This is a genomic window from Gemmiger sp. (assembly GCF_036306485.1).
Taxonomy (GTDB): domain Bacteria; phylum Bacillota; class Clostridia; order Oscillospirales; family Ruminococcaceae; genus Gemmiger.
Genome location: NZ_JAXJZK010000016.1, coordinates 68,584 through 84,830, shown reverse-complemented (window position 1 = coordinate 84,830; position 16,247 = coordinate 68,584). Strand labels below are relative to the sequence as shown.

General features: G+C 65.7%; 11 protein-coding genes. 5 read left to right on the top strand and 6 right to left on the bottom strand.

The window, feature by feature from the left end; genetic code table 11:
- Nucleotides 1-14: 14 nt before the first annotated feature.
- Together U0L91_RS03735 and U0L91_RS03730 are read right to left on the bottom strand one after the other, a co-directional pair.
- Entirely contained in the window at nucleotides 15-2,681 is a 2,667-nt protein-coding gene (locus tag U0L91_RS03735) for a glycoside hydrolase family 2 TIM barrel-domain containing protein (RefSeq protein ID WP_330044891.1), read from the bottom strand.
- 131 nt (nucleotides 2,682-2,812) lie between these two features.
- Nucleotides 2,813-3,724 (bottom strand): AraC family transcriptional regulator, encoded by a 912-nt coding sequence (locus U0L91_RS03730; RefSeq protein ID WP_113998994.1) that lies wholly within the window; start codon nucleotides 3,722-3,724, stop codon nucleotides 2,813-2,815.
- Between the two features lie 137 nt (nucleotides 3,725-3,861).
- Between U0L91_RS03730 and U0L91_RS03725 the strand changes: the two genes are divergently transcribed.
- Nucleotides 3,862-7,119 (top strand): DUF5107 domain-containing protein, encoded by a 3,258-nt coding sequence (locus U0L91_RS03725; RefSeq protein WP_330044890.1) that lies wholly within the window; start codon nucleotides 3,862-3,864, stop codon nucleotides 7,117-7,119.
- On the opposite strand, the gene U0L91_RS03720 is transcribed toward U0L91_RS03725, so the two are convergent.
- Nucleotides 7,110-7,541, bottom strand: a complete 432-nt coding sequence (locus U0L91_RS03720; RefSeq protein ID WP_330044889.1) for a hypothetical protein — start codon at nucleotides 7,539-7,541, stop codon at nucleotides 7,110-7,112. The two genes, U0L91_RS03725 and U0L91_RS03720, sit on opposite strands and share 10 nt — an antisense overlap.
- Before the next feature lie 13 nt (nucleotides 7,542-7,554).
- Nucleotides 7,555-8,076, bottom strand: coding sequence for a helix-turn-helix domain-containing protein (locus U0L91_RS03715; RefSeq protein ID WP_330044888.1), 522 nt, complete (start codon nucleotides 8,074-8,076; stop codon nucleotides 7,555-7,557).
- Nucleotides 8,077-8,318: 242 nt separating this feature from the next.
- Here U0L91_RS03715 and U0L91_RS03710 point away from each other — a divergent pair, with 242 nt between their 5' ends.
- The 4 genes from U0L91_RS03710 to U0L91_RS03695 all read left to right on the top strand — a co-directional run bounded on the left by U0L91_RS03710 (nucleotide 8,319) and on the right by U0L91_RS03695 (nucleotide 13,894).
- Nucleotides 8,319-9,617: a lactate racemase domain-containing protein gene (locus U0L91_RS03710; protein ID WP_330044887.1), complete on the top strand. Its 1,299-nt coding sequence runs from the start codon at nucleotides 8,319-8,321 to the stop codon at nucleotides 9,615-9,617.
- Between the two features lie 174 nt (nucleotides 9,618-9,791).
- A complete protein-coding gene (locus U0L91_RS03705) occupies nucleotides 9,792-11,168 on the top strand; it encodes an MATE family efflux transporter (protein ID WP_330044886.1) in 1,377 nt (458 codons plus the stop codon).
- Between the two features lie 133 nt (nucleotides 11,169-11,301).
- Complete coding sequence (locus tag U0L91_RS03700; RefSeq protein WP_481804514.1) at nucleotides 11,302-12,558, top strand: iron-containing alcohol dehydrogenase; 1,257 nt, start codon at nucleotides 11,302-11,304, stop codon at nucleotides 12,556-12,558.
- A complete protein-coding gene (locus U0L91_RS03695; protein ID WP_330044884.1) occupies nucleotides 12,515-13,894 on the top strand; it encodes an aldehyde dehydrogenase in 1,380 nt (459 codons plus the stop codon). Before U0L91_RS03700 ends, U0L91_RS03695 begins: the two co-directional genes overlap by 44 nt.
- A 60-nt stretch (nucleotides 13,895-13,954) precedes the next feature.
- Here the strand turns inward: U0L91_RS03695 and U0L91_RS03690 are convergent, their stop codons facing one another.
- Together U0L91_RS03690 and U0L91_RS03685 are read right to left on the bottom strand one after the other, a co-directional pair.
- Nucleotides 13,955-15,007 (bottom strand): M42 family metallopeptidase, encoded by a 1,053-nt coding sequence (locus tag U0L91_RS03690; RefSeq protein WP_330044883.1) that lies wholly within the window; start codon nucleotides 15,005-15,007, stop codon nucleotides 13,955-13,957.
- A 101-nt stretch (nucleotides 15,008-15,108) separates the two neighbouring features.
- Nucleotides 15,109-16,224, bottom strand: coding sequence for a 5-methyltetrahydropteroyltriglutamate--homocysteine S-methyltransferase (locus U0L91_RS03685; RefSeq protein ID WP_330044882.1), 1,116 nt, complete (start codon nucleotides 16,222-16,224; stop codon nucleotides 15,109-15,111).
- Between the last annotated feature and the right edge of the window lie 23 nt (nucleotides 16,225-16,247).

Sequence of the window (16,247 nt, the reverse complement as noted above, 5' to 3'; positions counted from 1 at the left end):
TCCTTGTCGGGATTTTACCGGGGCGATACCCGGATCAGCCGGCGCAGCTCCTCCGGCGTGACGGCGGCCATGGAAGCGGCCGGTCCGTCGAGGTAGGCGGCCAGACATTCCAGCAGGTAGCGGCATTCGGGAAACTCAAGGTGCCCCGCAAGGTCCATGCCGCTGACAAGCAGCCGGCCTTTCCCGAGCCGGGCCTCCCACAGCAGACCCAGGTTGTCCAGCCGGGTCACGCTGTCCAGCACCCGGACGACCGGCTCGATCGTGCGGGGCAGCCGGAAAGCCCGGCCGTGGGACTGGGTCCACCACTGCCAGTTTGAAGCGGTCCCGGTCGGATAGTCCTTGAGGGCCGGGTGTTCCGCCCGGATCAGCAGCCCCATCGTGCCTTCCTGGTCCGGGAAGGTGCCCACCGACCAGAAATCGGTGCTGAACTGGCAGCGCACCGACGCCGGGCATTCCGTGCCGTCGGCGGGCAGGTCGATCAGGGCATTGGCCCCCGCCTCGATCCGCCGCAGGTCTGCCTCGGTCAGGCGGCGCAGCACGGCGGGTGCTGCCTTAGCGCAGGGATAGCTCCACAGCGGATAGCGGCTGCTGAGGTCCCCGGCGGACAGTTCGAGCGTCAGGGCATGGGGACGCGCATCGCCAGGCATCTGCCACCGGATGCTGCCCGCCTCCCGCAGGCCGCCCGCCGGCCATCCGGCCGGGGCGTCCAGCGTTCCCTGTCCGAGGATGGTCCGGCCTTCGGCAATCCGCCAGCAGAGCGGCCCCGCCAGCGTCTGCCGGCCGTAATTGGCCACCCGCAGATCCGCCGTGAACCACTCGCCGGCCTCGTAGGTATAGCGGTCAAAGCAGGCCAGCAGCACCACCGGCGCAAAGAAGGCCGCAAACCGCTCCGGTCTGGCAAAGTCGGCGGGCTTGGGGGTGAGGTGCGCGTCCATCATGCCGACGAGCGCCGTCCCCTGCCCCGGAAAATCCTGCAAGCCGAGCAGCGAGAGCCCGCTCATTCCGGGCGTGCGCAGCACGGCCTCGACCTCCTCGCGGTAGCACCGCAGCGCCAGCTCCCCGCTGGCCTGCACGCCCGCCTGCCAGTATGCCGCCGCCCCGGTCTGTTCGGCACGGCGGCGGATGGCCCGGAGGTTTTCCGGGATGGTGATGCCCCGGAACCGGTCAATCTGGTCAAAATCCGGCCAGCTCTCGTACTGGCCCACCTCAAAGCCGAACACCGGCACCCCGCCGGTTTGGGCGGCGGCTTCCCGGTAATTCTGCCGGGTGCCGGGCCGGCACCGGTTCAGATGCCCGATCATCGGGGAGCTTGTGGCGCGGAGCATCCGGTCCTCATACGCCGCCGCAGTGTAGAAGTCGCTGACGCCGTCATACCCCTGTTCCCCGTACTGGCCGTTGGAGGACCCGGCATACCGTCTGGTGGGGTCCAGCTGCCGGGCCAGCCGGACCAGCTCCGCCATCCGGCGGTGTCCCTCCTCGCCGGTGCAGAGTTCGTTGCCCAGCGTGAGCATGACAAAGGAGGGGTGGTTGGCGTAGCAGAAGAGGATCTGCCGCAGTTCCGCCTCGTAATACGCGGCGCTGTGCGGGGTTTCCAGCGCGTTGGTGCAGTTCCAGTCGGACAGTTCGGGCTGGAGCAGCATTCCCAGTTCATCAGCCGCCGCAAAGGCCGCCTCGGGCGGGCACCAGGAATGGAACCGCAGGTAGTTGACCCCGTAGGCCCGGTAGCGGCCCAGAATCTCCCGCCAGGCCCCGGTCGTCATGGGCGGGTGGCCGGTCTCGGGAAAGACGCAGCAGTTGGCCTCCCCGCGCAGCAGAAACACCCGGCCGTTGAGGGTGAGCCGTCCCCCGTCCGCCCCGAAGGTCCGCAGGCCGAAGTCCGCCCGGGCGCGGGACACCGTCCTGCCGTCCAGCACGAGCGACGCCGTGATCTGCGTCAGGGCGCCGCAGGCTTCCTCCCACAGCGGGGCCTCGGGGGCAACCGGCAGATCCCGGCACCAGAGGGTGCAAAGCCCCTGCCGCAGCGATTCCGGCTGCCAGTCCCGCCGGGGCAGGCAGAACGGCCGGGCCAGGGCGGGGCCTTCCAGCACCAGTTCACCGTCGCCGACCGCGTCCAGCGCCTGCCGGGACACCGCCAGATCCACCGCCGCGTCCAGCGTCCGGCCGTGGGGATAGACCCGCACCGACCGCACCCAGAAGTCCGCAACGCTGTGCACGCACAGCCGACCCAGAATGCCGTTCCAGTTGGTCTGGGTCTCGTCGGTTGCCGCCGAGGCATGGACAATCTCCTCCCGCGGCCAGCCCGGATACCGGTTGTCCGAGAGCAGGCAGAGCCGCACCCGGCGCCCCGCCCAGCGGGTCAGCTCAAACAGGTAGGGGGTGCTCAGCGTCCCCTGCAGGGCGGGAACCGGCTGCCCGTCCACCGTAAGCCGGAGCTGCCGGGCGCGCTCGGCTTCCAGGATCAGCCGCCGGCCGGGATGGTCGGGCAGCGTCACCTCTCTTGAAAAGACCGCCTCGCCCTCCCACCGGAACCGGCGGGTCAGCCGGCTTTCCAGGGCCGGGGTTTCGGGTTCGCCGAGGCCGTTTTCCTCCAGCGTGCCGGGCAGATGCACCGTGGCCGGCGCCCCGTCGCCCAGCCGCACTTCCCAGAGGCCCGAAAGATCCATCGTTGTCTGCATCGTCATTCTCCCCCACTGTACGGTTTTGGTTTTATTGTACCGTGGCGGTGCGCCGCCGCCAATGGCAAATCCTGAAAAAAGATGGACAATCTTGCTTTGTCCGCGGCAAAAAAAGAACCAACGGAATGTTCCGTTGGTCAGGTTTCCTCGTCCCCGGGCGGGTCGGACCGGCCGAGGCCGTTCTGGTAGCTGCGCGGCGAGACCCCCATCACCTTCTTGAAGGCCCGCGAGAAATAGTAGGGGTCCCGGTAGCCGAGCTGCCGGGCGACCTCGTAGACATATTCCCCGCCGGAACGCAGCATCCGGCAGGCCTGCTTCATCTTGAGGCGGGTGAAGAAGTCCATCGGCGCATGGCCGGTACATTGCCGGAACACCGCGCTGAGGGTGCTCGGGGAGGTGCCCATCGCGGCGGAGAGTTCCGCCAGCGTAAGTTCCCGGTCCAGGTGGCGGTACATATACCGCACGGCCCGGGTGACCTGCCGGTTCTGCCGGGCCGTGGTGCCGTCCTCCTGCCGGCGGGCGTAGGTTTCGCCCAGGATGAGCGCCAGCAGCTGGGAGAGGTAGATGAAATTGCCCAGCGTATAGTCCTGTTCCAGTGTGCGGAACAGCTGGTTGAAGAGGAACTCCATCCGGCGGACCGTCCCGGCCGACGAAAACCGGCAGACCTGCGGCCGGTCCAGCGGGTAATAGCCGCAGTCCTCGCCCTGGAAATGCACCCAGAGCAGGCTCCAGGGGTCCTCCTCGTCGGCCCAGTAGCGGTGCGGGCAGAGGCGGGGGATGCACAGCGCCTCGTTGTCCCGCAGCGGGAAGGTCCGGCCCTGCACCTCCACGACGCCGCGGCCGCTGGTACAGCACAGGAAGATGTATTCCTCAATGCCCTCGCTGCGCTCGCGGTAATGGTGGGCGGCATGGGGAAAGAAGCCGGCGTCCGTCAGATACAGACGGCGCACCAGCGGATGCCCGATATAGTCCGAGAAGGCTTCGGTGGGCAGGACGATGTAGGTCTCCCCCGCAAAGCCGTCGGGTTTTCGTTCAATCTGCAGTTCCATACGCACAGTATAGCGCCGCTGTGCAAGATTGTCCATCATTTTTGAGAATAAGCCATTTTTCCCGCCGGCCGTCCGCGGTACAATGGGAGCATCGGGGCGCGGCGGAAAGCCCGCCCTGCCAGGAAAGAGGGTTGCTGATGATGAACCACGCCGCAAAAATCTGGGAGGAGACCGTTCTTCTTCCGACCTATCCGGCCGCCGAGCCGGAAAAATATCCGCTTTTCATTGAAAAACGCGCCTACCAGGGCAGCACCGGCAAGGTCTATCCGCTGCCGGTGACCGAGAAAGTGTCGGATGTCTGCCGGGAGGTCGCCTACCATGCCGTCTGGCTGGAAAACGAGTATCTGCGCGTCATGGTCCTGCCCGAACTGGGCGGACGGATTCACCGCGCCCTCGACAAGACCAACGGCTATGATTTTGTCTATTACAACCACGTCGTCAAACCGGCGCTGGTGGGGCTGACCGGACCGTGGATTTCGGGCGGGATTGAATTCAACTGGCCGCAGCATCACCGCCCGACCACCTTCTCGCCGGTGGACTACCGCGTGGCCGAGCACGACGACGGCTCGGTGACCGTCTATGTCGGCGAGACCGACAAGATGTACGGCACCAAGGGGATGGCCGCGATCAGCCTGTATCCCGGCAAGGCGTATCTGGAAATCCGGGGCCGGCTGTACAATCCCACCGACCTGCCGCAGACCTTCCTGTGGTGGGCCAACCCCGCGGTGCCGGTCAACGATCACACCTACTCGGTCTTTCCGCCCGACGTGAACGCCGTCATGGACCACGGCAGGCGCGCGGTCTCGACCTTTCCGATTGCGACCGGCGAATACTACAAGTGCGACTACTCGGCGGGGGTGGACATCTCGCGCTACAAGAACGTGCCGGTCCCGACCTCCTACATGGCGGCCCACTCGGACTTTGACTTTGTGGGCAACTACGACGAATCCCGCCAGGCCGGGCTGCTTCATGTGGCGGACCACCATGTGGCGCCGGGCAAAAAACAGTGGACCTGGGGCAACGGCGATTTCGGCCGCGCCTGGGACCGCAACCTGACCGACGAGGACGGGCCGTACATTGAACTGATGACCGGCGTGTTCACCGACAATCAGCCGGATTTTTCCTGGCTCAAGCCCCAGGAGGAAAAGACCTTTGTCCAGTATTTCCTGCCCTACAAGGGGGTGGGCCGGGTGGGCAACGCCACCCGGGATGCCGCCGTGGGTCTGCAGCTTCTTCCCGACGGCCGCGGCGAGGTGCGGGTCTATGTCACCGGGGAACAGCCCGGCGCCGTGATCCGGGTGCAGCGCGGCGGGGACTGCCTGTATGAGGCGCGCGCCGACCTCTCGCCGCAGGGCTGGTTCGGGGCGGACTTTGCCGCGGACGGCACGCTGCACGACTGCGAGGTCACGGTGGAGGCCGGGGGCTGCCCCCTGGTGCGCTACCGGATGTATGAGCCGGAACTGCGGCCCATCCCCGCCCCCGCCGAGCCGCTCGGCGCACCGGAGGAGCTGCGCACCACCGAGGAACTGTATCTGGCGGCGACCCATCTCGAACAGTACCGCCACGCCACCCGCGACCCGGCCGACTATTACCGGGAAGGGCTGCGCCGCGACCCCACCGACCTGCGGCTGAACGACGGCTACGGGCTGCTGCTCTTCCGCCAGGGGCAGATCCGGCAGAGCATCGCCTGTTTTGAAAAGGCCGTTCAGAAACAGACCTGGAAGAACCCCAACCCCTACCAGGGCGCGTGCTTCTTCCATCTGGGTCTGGCGCTGGAGGCGGACGGCCAGCACCGCAAAGCCTACGACGCCTTCTACAAATCCACCTGGAGCGCCGAGACCCAGAGTGCCGGGTTCTACTGGCTGGCCTGTCTGGAAGCGCGGCGCGGCAATTTTGAGCAGGCGCTGGAGTTCGTCGGGCTGTCGCTGGTCCGCAACTGGCACAACATGAACGGCCGCTGCCTGAAAGCCGCGCTGCTGCGGCATCTGGGGCGGGACAACACCGCCCTGCTTGCCGAGAGTCTGGCCATTGACCCGCTGCAGATGGGCTGCCTGTACGAGGAATCCCGCCGGACCGGAACGCCGGAGGTCTGGCGCACCGTCATGCGGCAGGAGGCGCACAACTACCTGGACCTGGCGCTGCACTATGCCAAGGCCGGGCTGCTGGAGGAGGCGGTGGAGATCCTGCAGGCCTGCCCCGAGCAGAGCCCGATGCCGTCCTACTACGAGGGGTATCTGCACGGCCTGGCCGGGGACGAGGCGGTGGCCCGCGCCTGCTGTCTGCGCGCCGAACAGCTGCCGGCGCCCCGGTACTATCCCAACCGGGTGGAGGAGATCGCAATTCTGGAATACGCAATCCGTCTGCTCGGCCGGGCGCCCCGGGCCCATGCCCTGCTGGGCTGCCTGCTGTACGACAAGAAGCAGGCGGACGCCGCGATAGCGCACTGGGAAGCATCGGTGCAGCAGGACCCCGGCCAGGCGCTGGTACACCGCAACCTGGCGATTGCGCGCTACAACAAACAGGGCGACGCCGACGCCGCCCTGCGGGAGATGGAGCAGGCCCGCCGGCTGGACCCCGGCTATCCGCGCCTGCTGCTGGAATACGACCAGCTGGCCGCCCGGCTGGGCCGTTCCAACGCCGCCCGGCTGCAGCTGCTGGAGGAGAACCGCGCACTCGTGGAGCAGCGGGATGACCTGATGCTGCGGTATGTCACGCTGCTGAACTGTGAGGGCCGCTGTGAGGAGGCGCTGCAGATTCTGCTCACCCGCCGGTTCCACCCCTGGGAGGGCGGCGAGGGAAAGGTCAGCGCCCAGTACCGGTATGCGCTGATCCGTCTGGCCAAGGACTGCCTGAACCGCGGCGAGAACGACCGGGCCGTGCAGCTGCTGGAGCAGAGCAAGACCTACCCCGACACCCTGGGCGAGGGCAAACTGCCCAACGTCCCGGACAACGAGGCGGATTACTGGCAGGGCGTCGCCCTGCGGGCGATGGGCCGCGAACCCGAGGCAGCCGCCGCCTTCCTGCGCGCCGCCTCCGGTCCGCAGGAGCCCGGCCGGGTGCTCTACTACAACGACCAGCCGTCGGATTTCATCTATTATCAGGGGCTTGCCCAGCGTGCGATGGGCAACGAAGCCGCTGCCCGCAAGGCCTTCCACAAGCTGCTGACCTACGGGGAAACCCACCTGTTCGATGCGGTGGCCTACGATTTCTTTGCGGTCTCGCTGCCCGAGATCGAGGTCTTTGCCGATGACATTGCGCTGCGCAACCGCCAGTACTGCAACTATCTGCGGGCGCTGGGCTGCGCCGGTCTGGGCCGGACCTCCGAGGCGGCGGAACTCTTTGCCGGGATTCTCGATTTGCAGCCCGACGACCAGGGCGCGCTGCGTCACGCCTGATCGTCCTGCGGGAAAAAGTGCAGCGCGTATCCGTCCAGGCTGAGAATCAGCGTGGGGCGGCTGCTCCCGTCGGCATAGCGGGTCAGGGCCGTGACGGCCATTCCCTCGGTCTGTCCGACCGTGACGGTGTAGACCGCGGACCCGGCGTCGCTCTGCTCAAGCCGGTAGCTTCCCGCATACTGCCGGTCGTTGGTCCCGTCGGTCAGCGTGAGCACCCCGTCCGACGCCGTGCAGACCAGCGTGAGCTGCTCGGCCGTGTCGGGGGCGCCGGGTTCGCCGGGTGCACAGGCGATGATCGCCCCGTTGTCCGCCGTGCTCTGGACGGTGGCCATCTGCCAGGCCTCCTCCTCGATGGCCGGCGCCGCGTCGCTGCCGCACCCCGTCAGGAGCAGCAGGCAGAGCAGGATTGCCGCTTGTTTCATCGCGTTCTCCTTTCTATTTTTTCCGGGTCTTCCACAGTCCCGCCACCGCCGCCAGGCCCGCGCCCGCCGTCAGCAGCAGGGGCAGCCACGGTCCCGACGGGCGGACGACCCAGATGCCGGTGGCCCTGTCGGCGCCGCCGATGACCGGCGCACCGGAAAGAAGCTGCGCCGCCGGCAGCTGCCGGATCAGGCCCGCGGCGAGCATCACGGCCCCGCACAGGGCCAGGATTCCCACCGCCGCAAAGAAGGCCCGCCAGCGCCTGCGGCTGCGTTCCGCCCGCTCGGCCAGCTGCCGGTTGAGCGCTTCCAGCTCCGCGGCCAGGTCCCGGCCCTGTTCCGGCTCCTCCTCGCCGAGAAGATCATTCACCGTCGTGTCCAGCGCCCCGGCGATGCGGACAAGCATCCCGGCATCGGGCACCGACAATCCGTTTTCCCACTTGGAAACCGTCTGACGGACAACGTGCAGGCGGTCGGCCAGCTCCTGCTGGGAGAGGCCCCTGGCTTTGCGCCGCGTCCGGATTTTTTGCTCCAGCATGGTTGTTCCTCCTGTTCCGGGTCCAGTATACCCGCCATCCGCCGTTGCAGGCAAGCAACGGATGGTAACATCCCGGTTTTCGGTCTGGTTGTATTGTACCGGAAACGCTCCGGCGGTTCAACCGCCCGGTTTGCCGGCCAAACACAGTCCCCTGCTTTCCTTGATTTTTACGCTGTAAAGTGCTACCATCATGGGTAGATCCCTTTGCTTTGCAACATCCAGATGATAGAAGGCGAAATTGTATGGAAAGCATGAAATACAGCGATACTGCGTTTGCCGTGTCCCTGGACCCCCGGCAGATTGTGGCAGAGGTGCACGCGAACCCGGTGGATTTTCCCAAACGGAGTGTGCGGGAACACATTGAGTACGCCCTGGATCACCCGATCGGCGCCGGTCCCCTGGAGGAGGCCGTCCGGCCCGGGGACAAGGTCTGCATCGTCATCTCCGATGTGACCCGCCGCTGGCAGCAGCCCAGCACCTACCTGCCCATTCTGGTGGAACGGCTCAACCGGGCCGGCATTCCCGACCAGGACATCCTGATCCTCTGCGCGACCGGCACCCATCGCCGGCAGACCGAGGAGGAGCACATTTCCCTGGTGGGGGAGGATCTTTACCGCCGCATCCGGTTCCTGGATCACCAGTGCGACGACAAGGAGCATCTGACCTATCTGGGAACCACCAGCCGCGGCACGCCGGTGTGGCTGAACAGCTACGCGATGGCCTGCGACAAGATCATCCTGACCGGCGGCGTGGTCTACCATTTCCTGGCGGGCTTCGGCGGCGGCCGCAAGTCCATCGTGCCCGGCATTGCGGGGCGCGAAACGATCAACACCAACCACAACAACGCCCTGAACAAGGGGCTGGGCAGCGGCTCCAATCCCCGGGCCTGCAACGGCAACATGACGGAGGACAACCCCTTCCACAGCGACCTGATGGAGTGCGCCGCTTTTGCCAAGCCCGCTTATCTGCTCAACGTCATCGTGGACGACAACTACCAGATCGTCGGCGCCTTTGCCGGGGACTGGCGGCTGGCCCACGCGGCGGCGGCCAAGGCCGTGGAGCAGCTGGACGGTGTTTCCATTCCCCACCGCGCCCCGCTGGTGATTGCCAGTGCGGGCGGCTACCCCAAAGACATCAACCTCTACCAGACCTCCAAGACCCTCTCCAATGCCCTGGCGGCCGTTGCGCCGGGCGGCACGATGATCCTGCTGTCCGAGTGCCGGGAGGGGTTCGGCGATCCGGACTGCGAAGCCCAGATCTGCGACTTTGACTCGATGGAAGCGCGCGAGAAAACGCTGCGGGCCCATTTCTCCATCGGCGGATTTGTGGGCTTCCTCTTTGCCGAGACGGCGGAGAAGTACCATCTGATTCTGGTCACGGATCTTCCCGCCGAGCGGTTCGGGCGTACCAGAATCCAGGCGGCCCGCACGCTGGATGAGGCGCTGGCGCTGGCCGCGCAGGACAACGGCGGCAGTCTGGACGGGGTAGAAACCATCCTGATGCCCCACGGCGGCAGCACCTTCCCGCTGCCCCGGGCATAACGCCGGCCCGCTGCGGCAGCCCTTCCTTTTCTGAATGGAACAGGCAGTCGGTCCGTTGACCGGCTGCCTGTTTTTCATCGGCCTGCAAACTTTCCCCGCTGCCGCGGGGAACCCAACGGCAAAGGGCGCGGATGCCCGGTTCTTTGCCGTTCTGCCTGAAGGAGGCGCTTGCCCATGTCCCGTACCGCAACCCGCGTCGATATGACGCAGGGACCCATTCTGACCACCGCCGTCCGGTTCGCCCTGCCGATCTGTGCCGGAAACGTGCTGCAGCAGCTTTACAGCACCGTCGACACGCTGGTGGTCGGCAACTTCTGTGATGCCTCGGCGCTGGCGGCTGTGGCGACAAGTTCCCAGCCGCTCGAGATTCTGCTCTGCATCTTTCTGGGCATCGGGTCGGGGGTCTCGATTCTGGTATCGCAGGCGGCCGGCCGCAGCGATGCCGACCGCCAGCGCAAACTGACCCGCACGGCGGTCTGGCTGCTCTACACGACCGCCCTGCCGCTGACCGCGGCGGGGCTGCTGCTCGGCCCGCTGCTGCTGCGCTTCATGCAGGTGCCGGCCGACGCCTGGGACAATGCCGTGCTCTATCTGCGGATCACGACGCTCGGGTGTCTGGGCAACATGGGCTACAACCTCAACGCCGGCATCCTGCGCGGGCTGGGCAACAGCCGCGCGTCGCTGTGGATGCTGGTCGTGAGCTGCGCCGTCAACATCGCGGGGGACCTCGCGTTTGTCGGCGGGTTCGGGATGGGCGTCGGCGGCGCGGCGCTCGCCACCACCGCCGCGATGATGCTCTCCTGGGGATTCAGCCTGTTCTATCTGCGCCGGCATCTGCCGGAACTCCGCTTTCCGATCCTGCCGGCCGGCCATGACCCCGACACATTGCGCGAGATCCTGCGCGTCGGGGTGCCGCTCGGGCTCAACAGCGCGCTGTACTCGGTCGGGCATCTTCTGCTGCAGACGCTGTACAACACCCAGGGCTCGGTCTTTGTGGCCGGGTGCTCGGTGGCCGGCAAGCTCAACTCGCTTGCCAACATCGCCATCACCTCCTTCGCGAATGCGGCGTCGGTCTTTTCGGGGCAGAACTTCGGCGCCGGCCTGACCGACCGGCTGCGCAAGGGGGCGCTGCGCATCCCGCTGGCCTGCGGCGGCTTCACGCTGACCTGCGGGCTGCTGCTCACGGCGTTCGGGCGGCCGGTGCTCGGCCTGTTCACCCGGGATGCCGCGGTGCTCGCGGTCGCCCAGCGGTACGTTCTGGTCGTGCTGCCCTTCACCTGGTGCTATGCGGTGTTCAACGGCATCATGAGCTACCTCAACGGCGTCGGCGAAATCCGCTACCCGACCATCGTCAATGTGCTGATCCTCTGGGCGGTCCGGATTCCCTCGGCCTGGCTGCTCGCGGCGGTCGGGCTGGGCCAGTATGCGATGGCCGGCGTCTCGCTGAGCTTTGTCACCGGCATGATCGCCATGCTGCCCTTCTACCACACCCACCGCTGGAAGGAGATCTGCCGCCAATGCGAAAAAAACGCCGCCGCGGCCCGTTCCTGAAGGGGTTGGGTGCTGCGGCTCTGCGGTGTTCCGTCAAATCTGACAGTTTTTTAAAAATATTTAGCTAAAATTCCACTTGACATTTCCTTCCTTTTTGTCTTATCCTGTATCATAGCGTCCATTGTGGGAAAGGATGAGAGAAATGAACGTTGTCAAGAAGATTTATTGCCGTATTTTTCAGCTGGGCATGCGCATCGCACTGCCCGTTCTGCCGTACCGTGAGCCCAAACTGATCGAGGGGGTCCGGGGTGTTCCCGCCGTGCTGCGCGATCACGGTGTGGGGTGCGTCATGCTGGTCACCGATGCCGGCGTGCACGGCCTGGGTCTGACCGCGCATCTCGAGCAGGAGCTCAAGGCGGCCGGCATCCGCTGTGTCGTCTATGACCGCACCGTGGCCAACCCCACCGTTGCCAACGTGGAGGAGGCCCGCGCGCTCTATCTCGAGAACGGCTGCCAGGGTCTGATTGCGTTCGGCGGCGGGTCCTCGATGGACTGCGCCAAGGCCGTGGGGGCCCGGATTGTCCGGCCCCGGAAATCGCTGGACAAGATGGAGGGTCTGCTGCATGTGATGCACCGTCTGCCGCTGCTCATTGCGGTGCCCACCACCGCCGGCACCGGCAGCGAGACGACGCTGGCCGCCGTCATCACCGACGAAAAGATTCATCACAAATATCCGATCAACGACTTTTCGCTGATTCCCCATTACGCCGTGCTGGACCCCGATGTGACCCTCAACCTGCCCCCGCAGCTGACCGCCACCACCGGCATGGATGCGCTGACCCACGCGGTGGAAGCCTATATCGGGCGCTCCACCACCAAAGGGACCCGCGCCGCCGCCATTGAGGCCGTGCAGCTGATCTTTGCCAACCTGCCGGAGGCCTACTTCAACGGCCACAACCGCGAAGCCCGCGCCAACATGCTGCGCGCCGCCTACCTGGCCGGCACCGCCTTCACCAAGAGTTATGTGGGCTATGTGCACGCCGTGGCCCACAGCCTGGGCGGGCGGTACGGCATCGCCCACGGTCTGGCCAACAGCGTGCTGCTGCCCATCGTGCTGAAAGCCTACGGCAGCGCCGCCTGGAAGAAGCTGGCCGAGCTGGCCCGCGCCTGCGGCGTCAGCAATGACGCCAGCGACGAGGTTGCCGCCAAGGAATTCATCGCCTGCATTGACGCGATGAACGCTGCGATGGATATTCCCGAAACGCTTCCCGGCATCCGGACCGAGGACATTCCGCAGCTGGCGCGCTACGCCGACCACGAGGCCAACCCGCTTTATCCGGTGCCGGTCTTGTGGGGTCCCGACCAGCTGGAAAACATGTACAAACAAGTTCAGGAGGTTTCCACCCATGACGGAAACGGAAATTCAATCCATTCTCAAACGGCAGCGTGAGTATTTCGCTGCCGGGCACACCCTGCCCGCCGAGGCGCGCATTGCGGCCCTGAAAAAGCTCAAGGCTTCGCTGCAGAGCCATGAGGCGGATCTCGCCCGCGCCCTCAAGACCGACCTGGGCAAGTCCGCCACCGAAAGCTATATGTGCGAGACCGGTCTGACGCTGTCCGAGGTGACCTGGATGATCCGCCATGTCCGCCGGCTGATGCGGGAGCGCACGGTGCCCACGCCGCTGTCCCAGTTTGCGGCGCGGAGTTTCCGGTCCCCGTCGCCCTACGGCACGGTGCTCATCATGAGCCCGTGGAACTATCCCGTGCTGCTGACCCTCGACCCGCTGATCGACGCCGTCGCCGCCGGCAACACCGCCATCGTCAAGCCCAGCGCCTACGCCCCGGCCACCGCCGCGGTGCTGCAGCAGATTCTGGCCGAATGTTTCCCGCCGGAGCATGTCTGCGTCGTCACCGGCGGCCGCGCCGAAAATCAGGCGCTGCTACACCAGAAGTTCGACATGATCTTCTTCACCGGAAGCAAGGCCGTCGGCAAAGAGGTGCTGCGCTGCGCCGCCGAGCATCTGACCCCCGCCGTGCTGGAACTGGGCGGCAAGAGCCCCTGTCTTGTCGACAAATCCGCCAAGATCGGCCTGGCCGCCAAGCGCATCGTCTTCGGCAAGTATCTGAACTGCGGGCAGACCTGCGTGGCCCCCGACTATATCCTCTGCGATGCGTCCATCCGCGATGCGCTGATCGACGCCATCCGCCGCGAGATCACCGCCCAGTTCGGCGCCGATCCGATGGCCAATGAAAACTACGGCAAAATCATCAACGAGAAGCACTACCGCCGTCTGATGGGGCTGATCGACCCCGCCAAGGTGGTCTGCGGCGGCACCGGCGACGAGGCCGCCCTGCGCATTGCGCCCACCGTCATGAAGGATGTGACGCGGGCGGACGCCGTCATGGGCGAGGAGATCTTCGGACCCATCCTGCCGGTGCTGACCTACACCGATCTGGACGCCGCGCTCACCGACATTGAATCCCAGCCCCACCCGCTCGCGCTCTACCTCTTCAGCGAGGACAAGGCCGTGCAGCGCAAGGTGCTGGACCGTTGCCATTTCGGCGGTGGCTGCCTCAACGACACGATCATCCACCTGGCCACCAGTGCAATGCCCTTCGGCGGCGTCGGGGAGAGCGGCATGGGCGGCTACCACGGCAAGACCGGGTTCGAGGCGTTCAGCCACCTGCGCAGCATCGTGGACAAAAAGACCTGGCTGGATATGCCGGTACGCTACCAGCCCTACACCTCACAGAAAGACAAAATGCTGCGGTTCTTCCTGAAATAATCCAGTTCGCAAAAATTCCCCCTTGGTCCGGCCGGACCAAGGGGGAATTTTGCTGTCATATCAGGCGAGTTCGAGGTAGAGCGCTGCCAGGTTCAGGGTGGCGTTCAGGGCGTCGAGATGGGTGCGCTCCATACCGTGGGAGGCGTGTACACCCGGGCCGATGAGGGCGGCCCGGCAGTCGATGCCGGCACCCCAGGCGGCTTCGGCATCGGAACCGTAGTGGGGGTAGATGTCCACCGCGTAGTCCACGCCCTGCGCCTTGGCCAGCTCCACCAGCCGGCTGACCATGCCATAGTCGTAGGGTCCGCCGCTGTCCTTGGCGCAGATGGAGACCTGGTACTCGGTGCAGCTCAGGTCCTCGCCGACGCAGCCCATATCCACCGCCAGCAGTTCGTCCACCGTGGGCAGCGTGGCGCCGCCGTGTCCCACCTCCTCGTGGACGGTCAGGGTGAAGCAGGTATCGAACCGGGGCCGGGTGCCGGTCTCGCGCATCTGCCACAGCAGCGTCAGCAGGCAGGCGGCGCTGGCCTTGTCGTCCAGGAAGCGGGACTTGACAAAGCCGCTGTCCGTGATGATGGTCTTGGGATCGTAGCAGACATAGTCGCCGGCCGCGATGCCCAGGGCCTGCACGTCCTCCTTGCTGTGCACCTTCTCGTCGATGCGGACGGTCATGTTTTTCTCGTCCCGGGGACGGGTGGCCGCGTCGTCCTGCACATGGACCGACGGCGACAGGCTGAGCACCGTGCCGGTGTACACCTTACCTTCGCGGGTGTAGATGCGGCAGTACTCGCCGTCCAGGGTGGGCAGCAGCGGGCCGCCCACCTTGGTGACCATCAGCATGCCGTCGGCGGTGATGGAGCGCACCATCAGGCCCAGCGTGTCCACATGGGCGCAGAGCCCCACCTTGCGGCCGGTCTCGCGGCCGGGCACCGTGATCACCAGGTTGCCCTTGTTGGTCCGCCGGGTGGCAAAGCCCTGCTTCTGGGCAATCTCCTGCGCCACCGTCACGACGTGTTCGGTAAAGCCGGTGGGGCTGTCCTGCCCGAGCAGTTTGCGGAGCGTATCCACCAGGAAGGCCTGACGGGCCTGTTCCTGCCTGTTTTCTTCTGTCATATTTCCCATCCTCCCTTTGATAATCCGTTTCTGGTTCCATCTTACAAAAAAATCGGGCGGTTGGCAAGAGGGAGGACTTCCTGCGGCAGGACGGCGCGGGGTCAGCCCCAGACTTCCCCGGCAATCTCCTTGACCAGTGCCAGCTTGGCCCACTGCTCTTCCTCGGTCAGTTTGTTGCCGATCTCACAGGAGGCAAACCCGCACTGGGGGCTGAGGCAGAGGCGGTCCAGCGGAAGATAGCGCGCCGCCTCGTGAATTCTGGCGATGACGGCGTCCTTGTCTTCCAGCCGGGGGCTCTTGGTGGTGACCAGGCCCAGCACGACCTTCTTGTCCTCCGAGACCTTTTCGAGGCACTGGAAGCCGCCGGAGCGGGCATCGTCAAATTCCAGATACAGGGCATCCACCTTCTCCCGGGCAAAGACCTGGTCGGCGATGCGGTCATACCCGCCTCTGCACGCCCAGGTAGAGTGGAAGTTGCCCCGGCAGATGTGGGTATTGATGATCAGGTCCTCCGGTTTGCCTTCCATGGCCAGATTGTTGACCAGCAGAAACTCTTCCTGCAGGGTTTGCAGCCCTGCCTCGTCGGTGCCGAAGAACATCGTGGCCTTGGGGTCCACAAAGCAGCCCCAGGTGCAGTCGTCAAACTGCAGATTCCGGCAGCCGGCGGCGTACAGATCGGCGATCACCTTGCGGTAGCAGGCCACCAGATCCGCGATGAGTGCCTCGTCGGTGGGATAGAATCTGCGGGTGTCCGGCAGGTTCATCGGCATGATCAGCTGCTCGAGGAACTGGGCGGGCGCGGGAATGGTCTGCTTGGCCACGGTGTTCTCATCCTCGAGCGCCTTGACAAACCGGAAATGCTCCACAAAGGGATGCACCCCCACCGACAATTTGTCGGTCAGATAGGTGTCGTCGATTTTGGCAGCCTCCCCATGGAAGGGAAGGCCTTTCTCGGTGGCGCTGTGGCCGATGCCCTGAAAGCCCCACATGAAATCCAGGTGCCAGGTGGCGCGGCGGAACTCACCGTCGGTGAGGACGTGGTAGCCCGCCGCTTTCTGCCGGGCCACCAGCTCGGTGATGCAGCGGTCCTCCACCTCCTTGAGCTGCCAGGTCGTGATGGTGCCCGACTCATAGGCGGCGCGGGCCTTTTTCAGGGCTTCGGGGCGCAGGAAGCTGCCCACATAGTCATAGCGGAACGGGGTATGTACCTTTTCCATCTTGCGGATCTCCTTTTGGAATC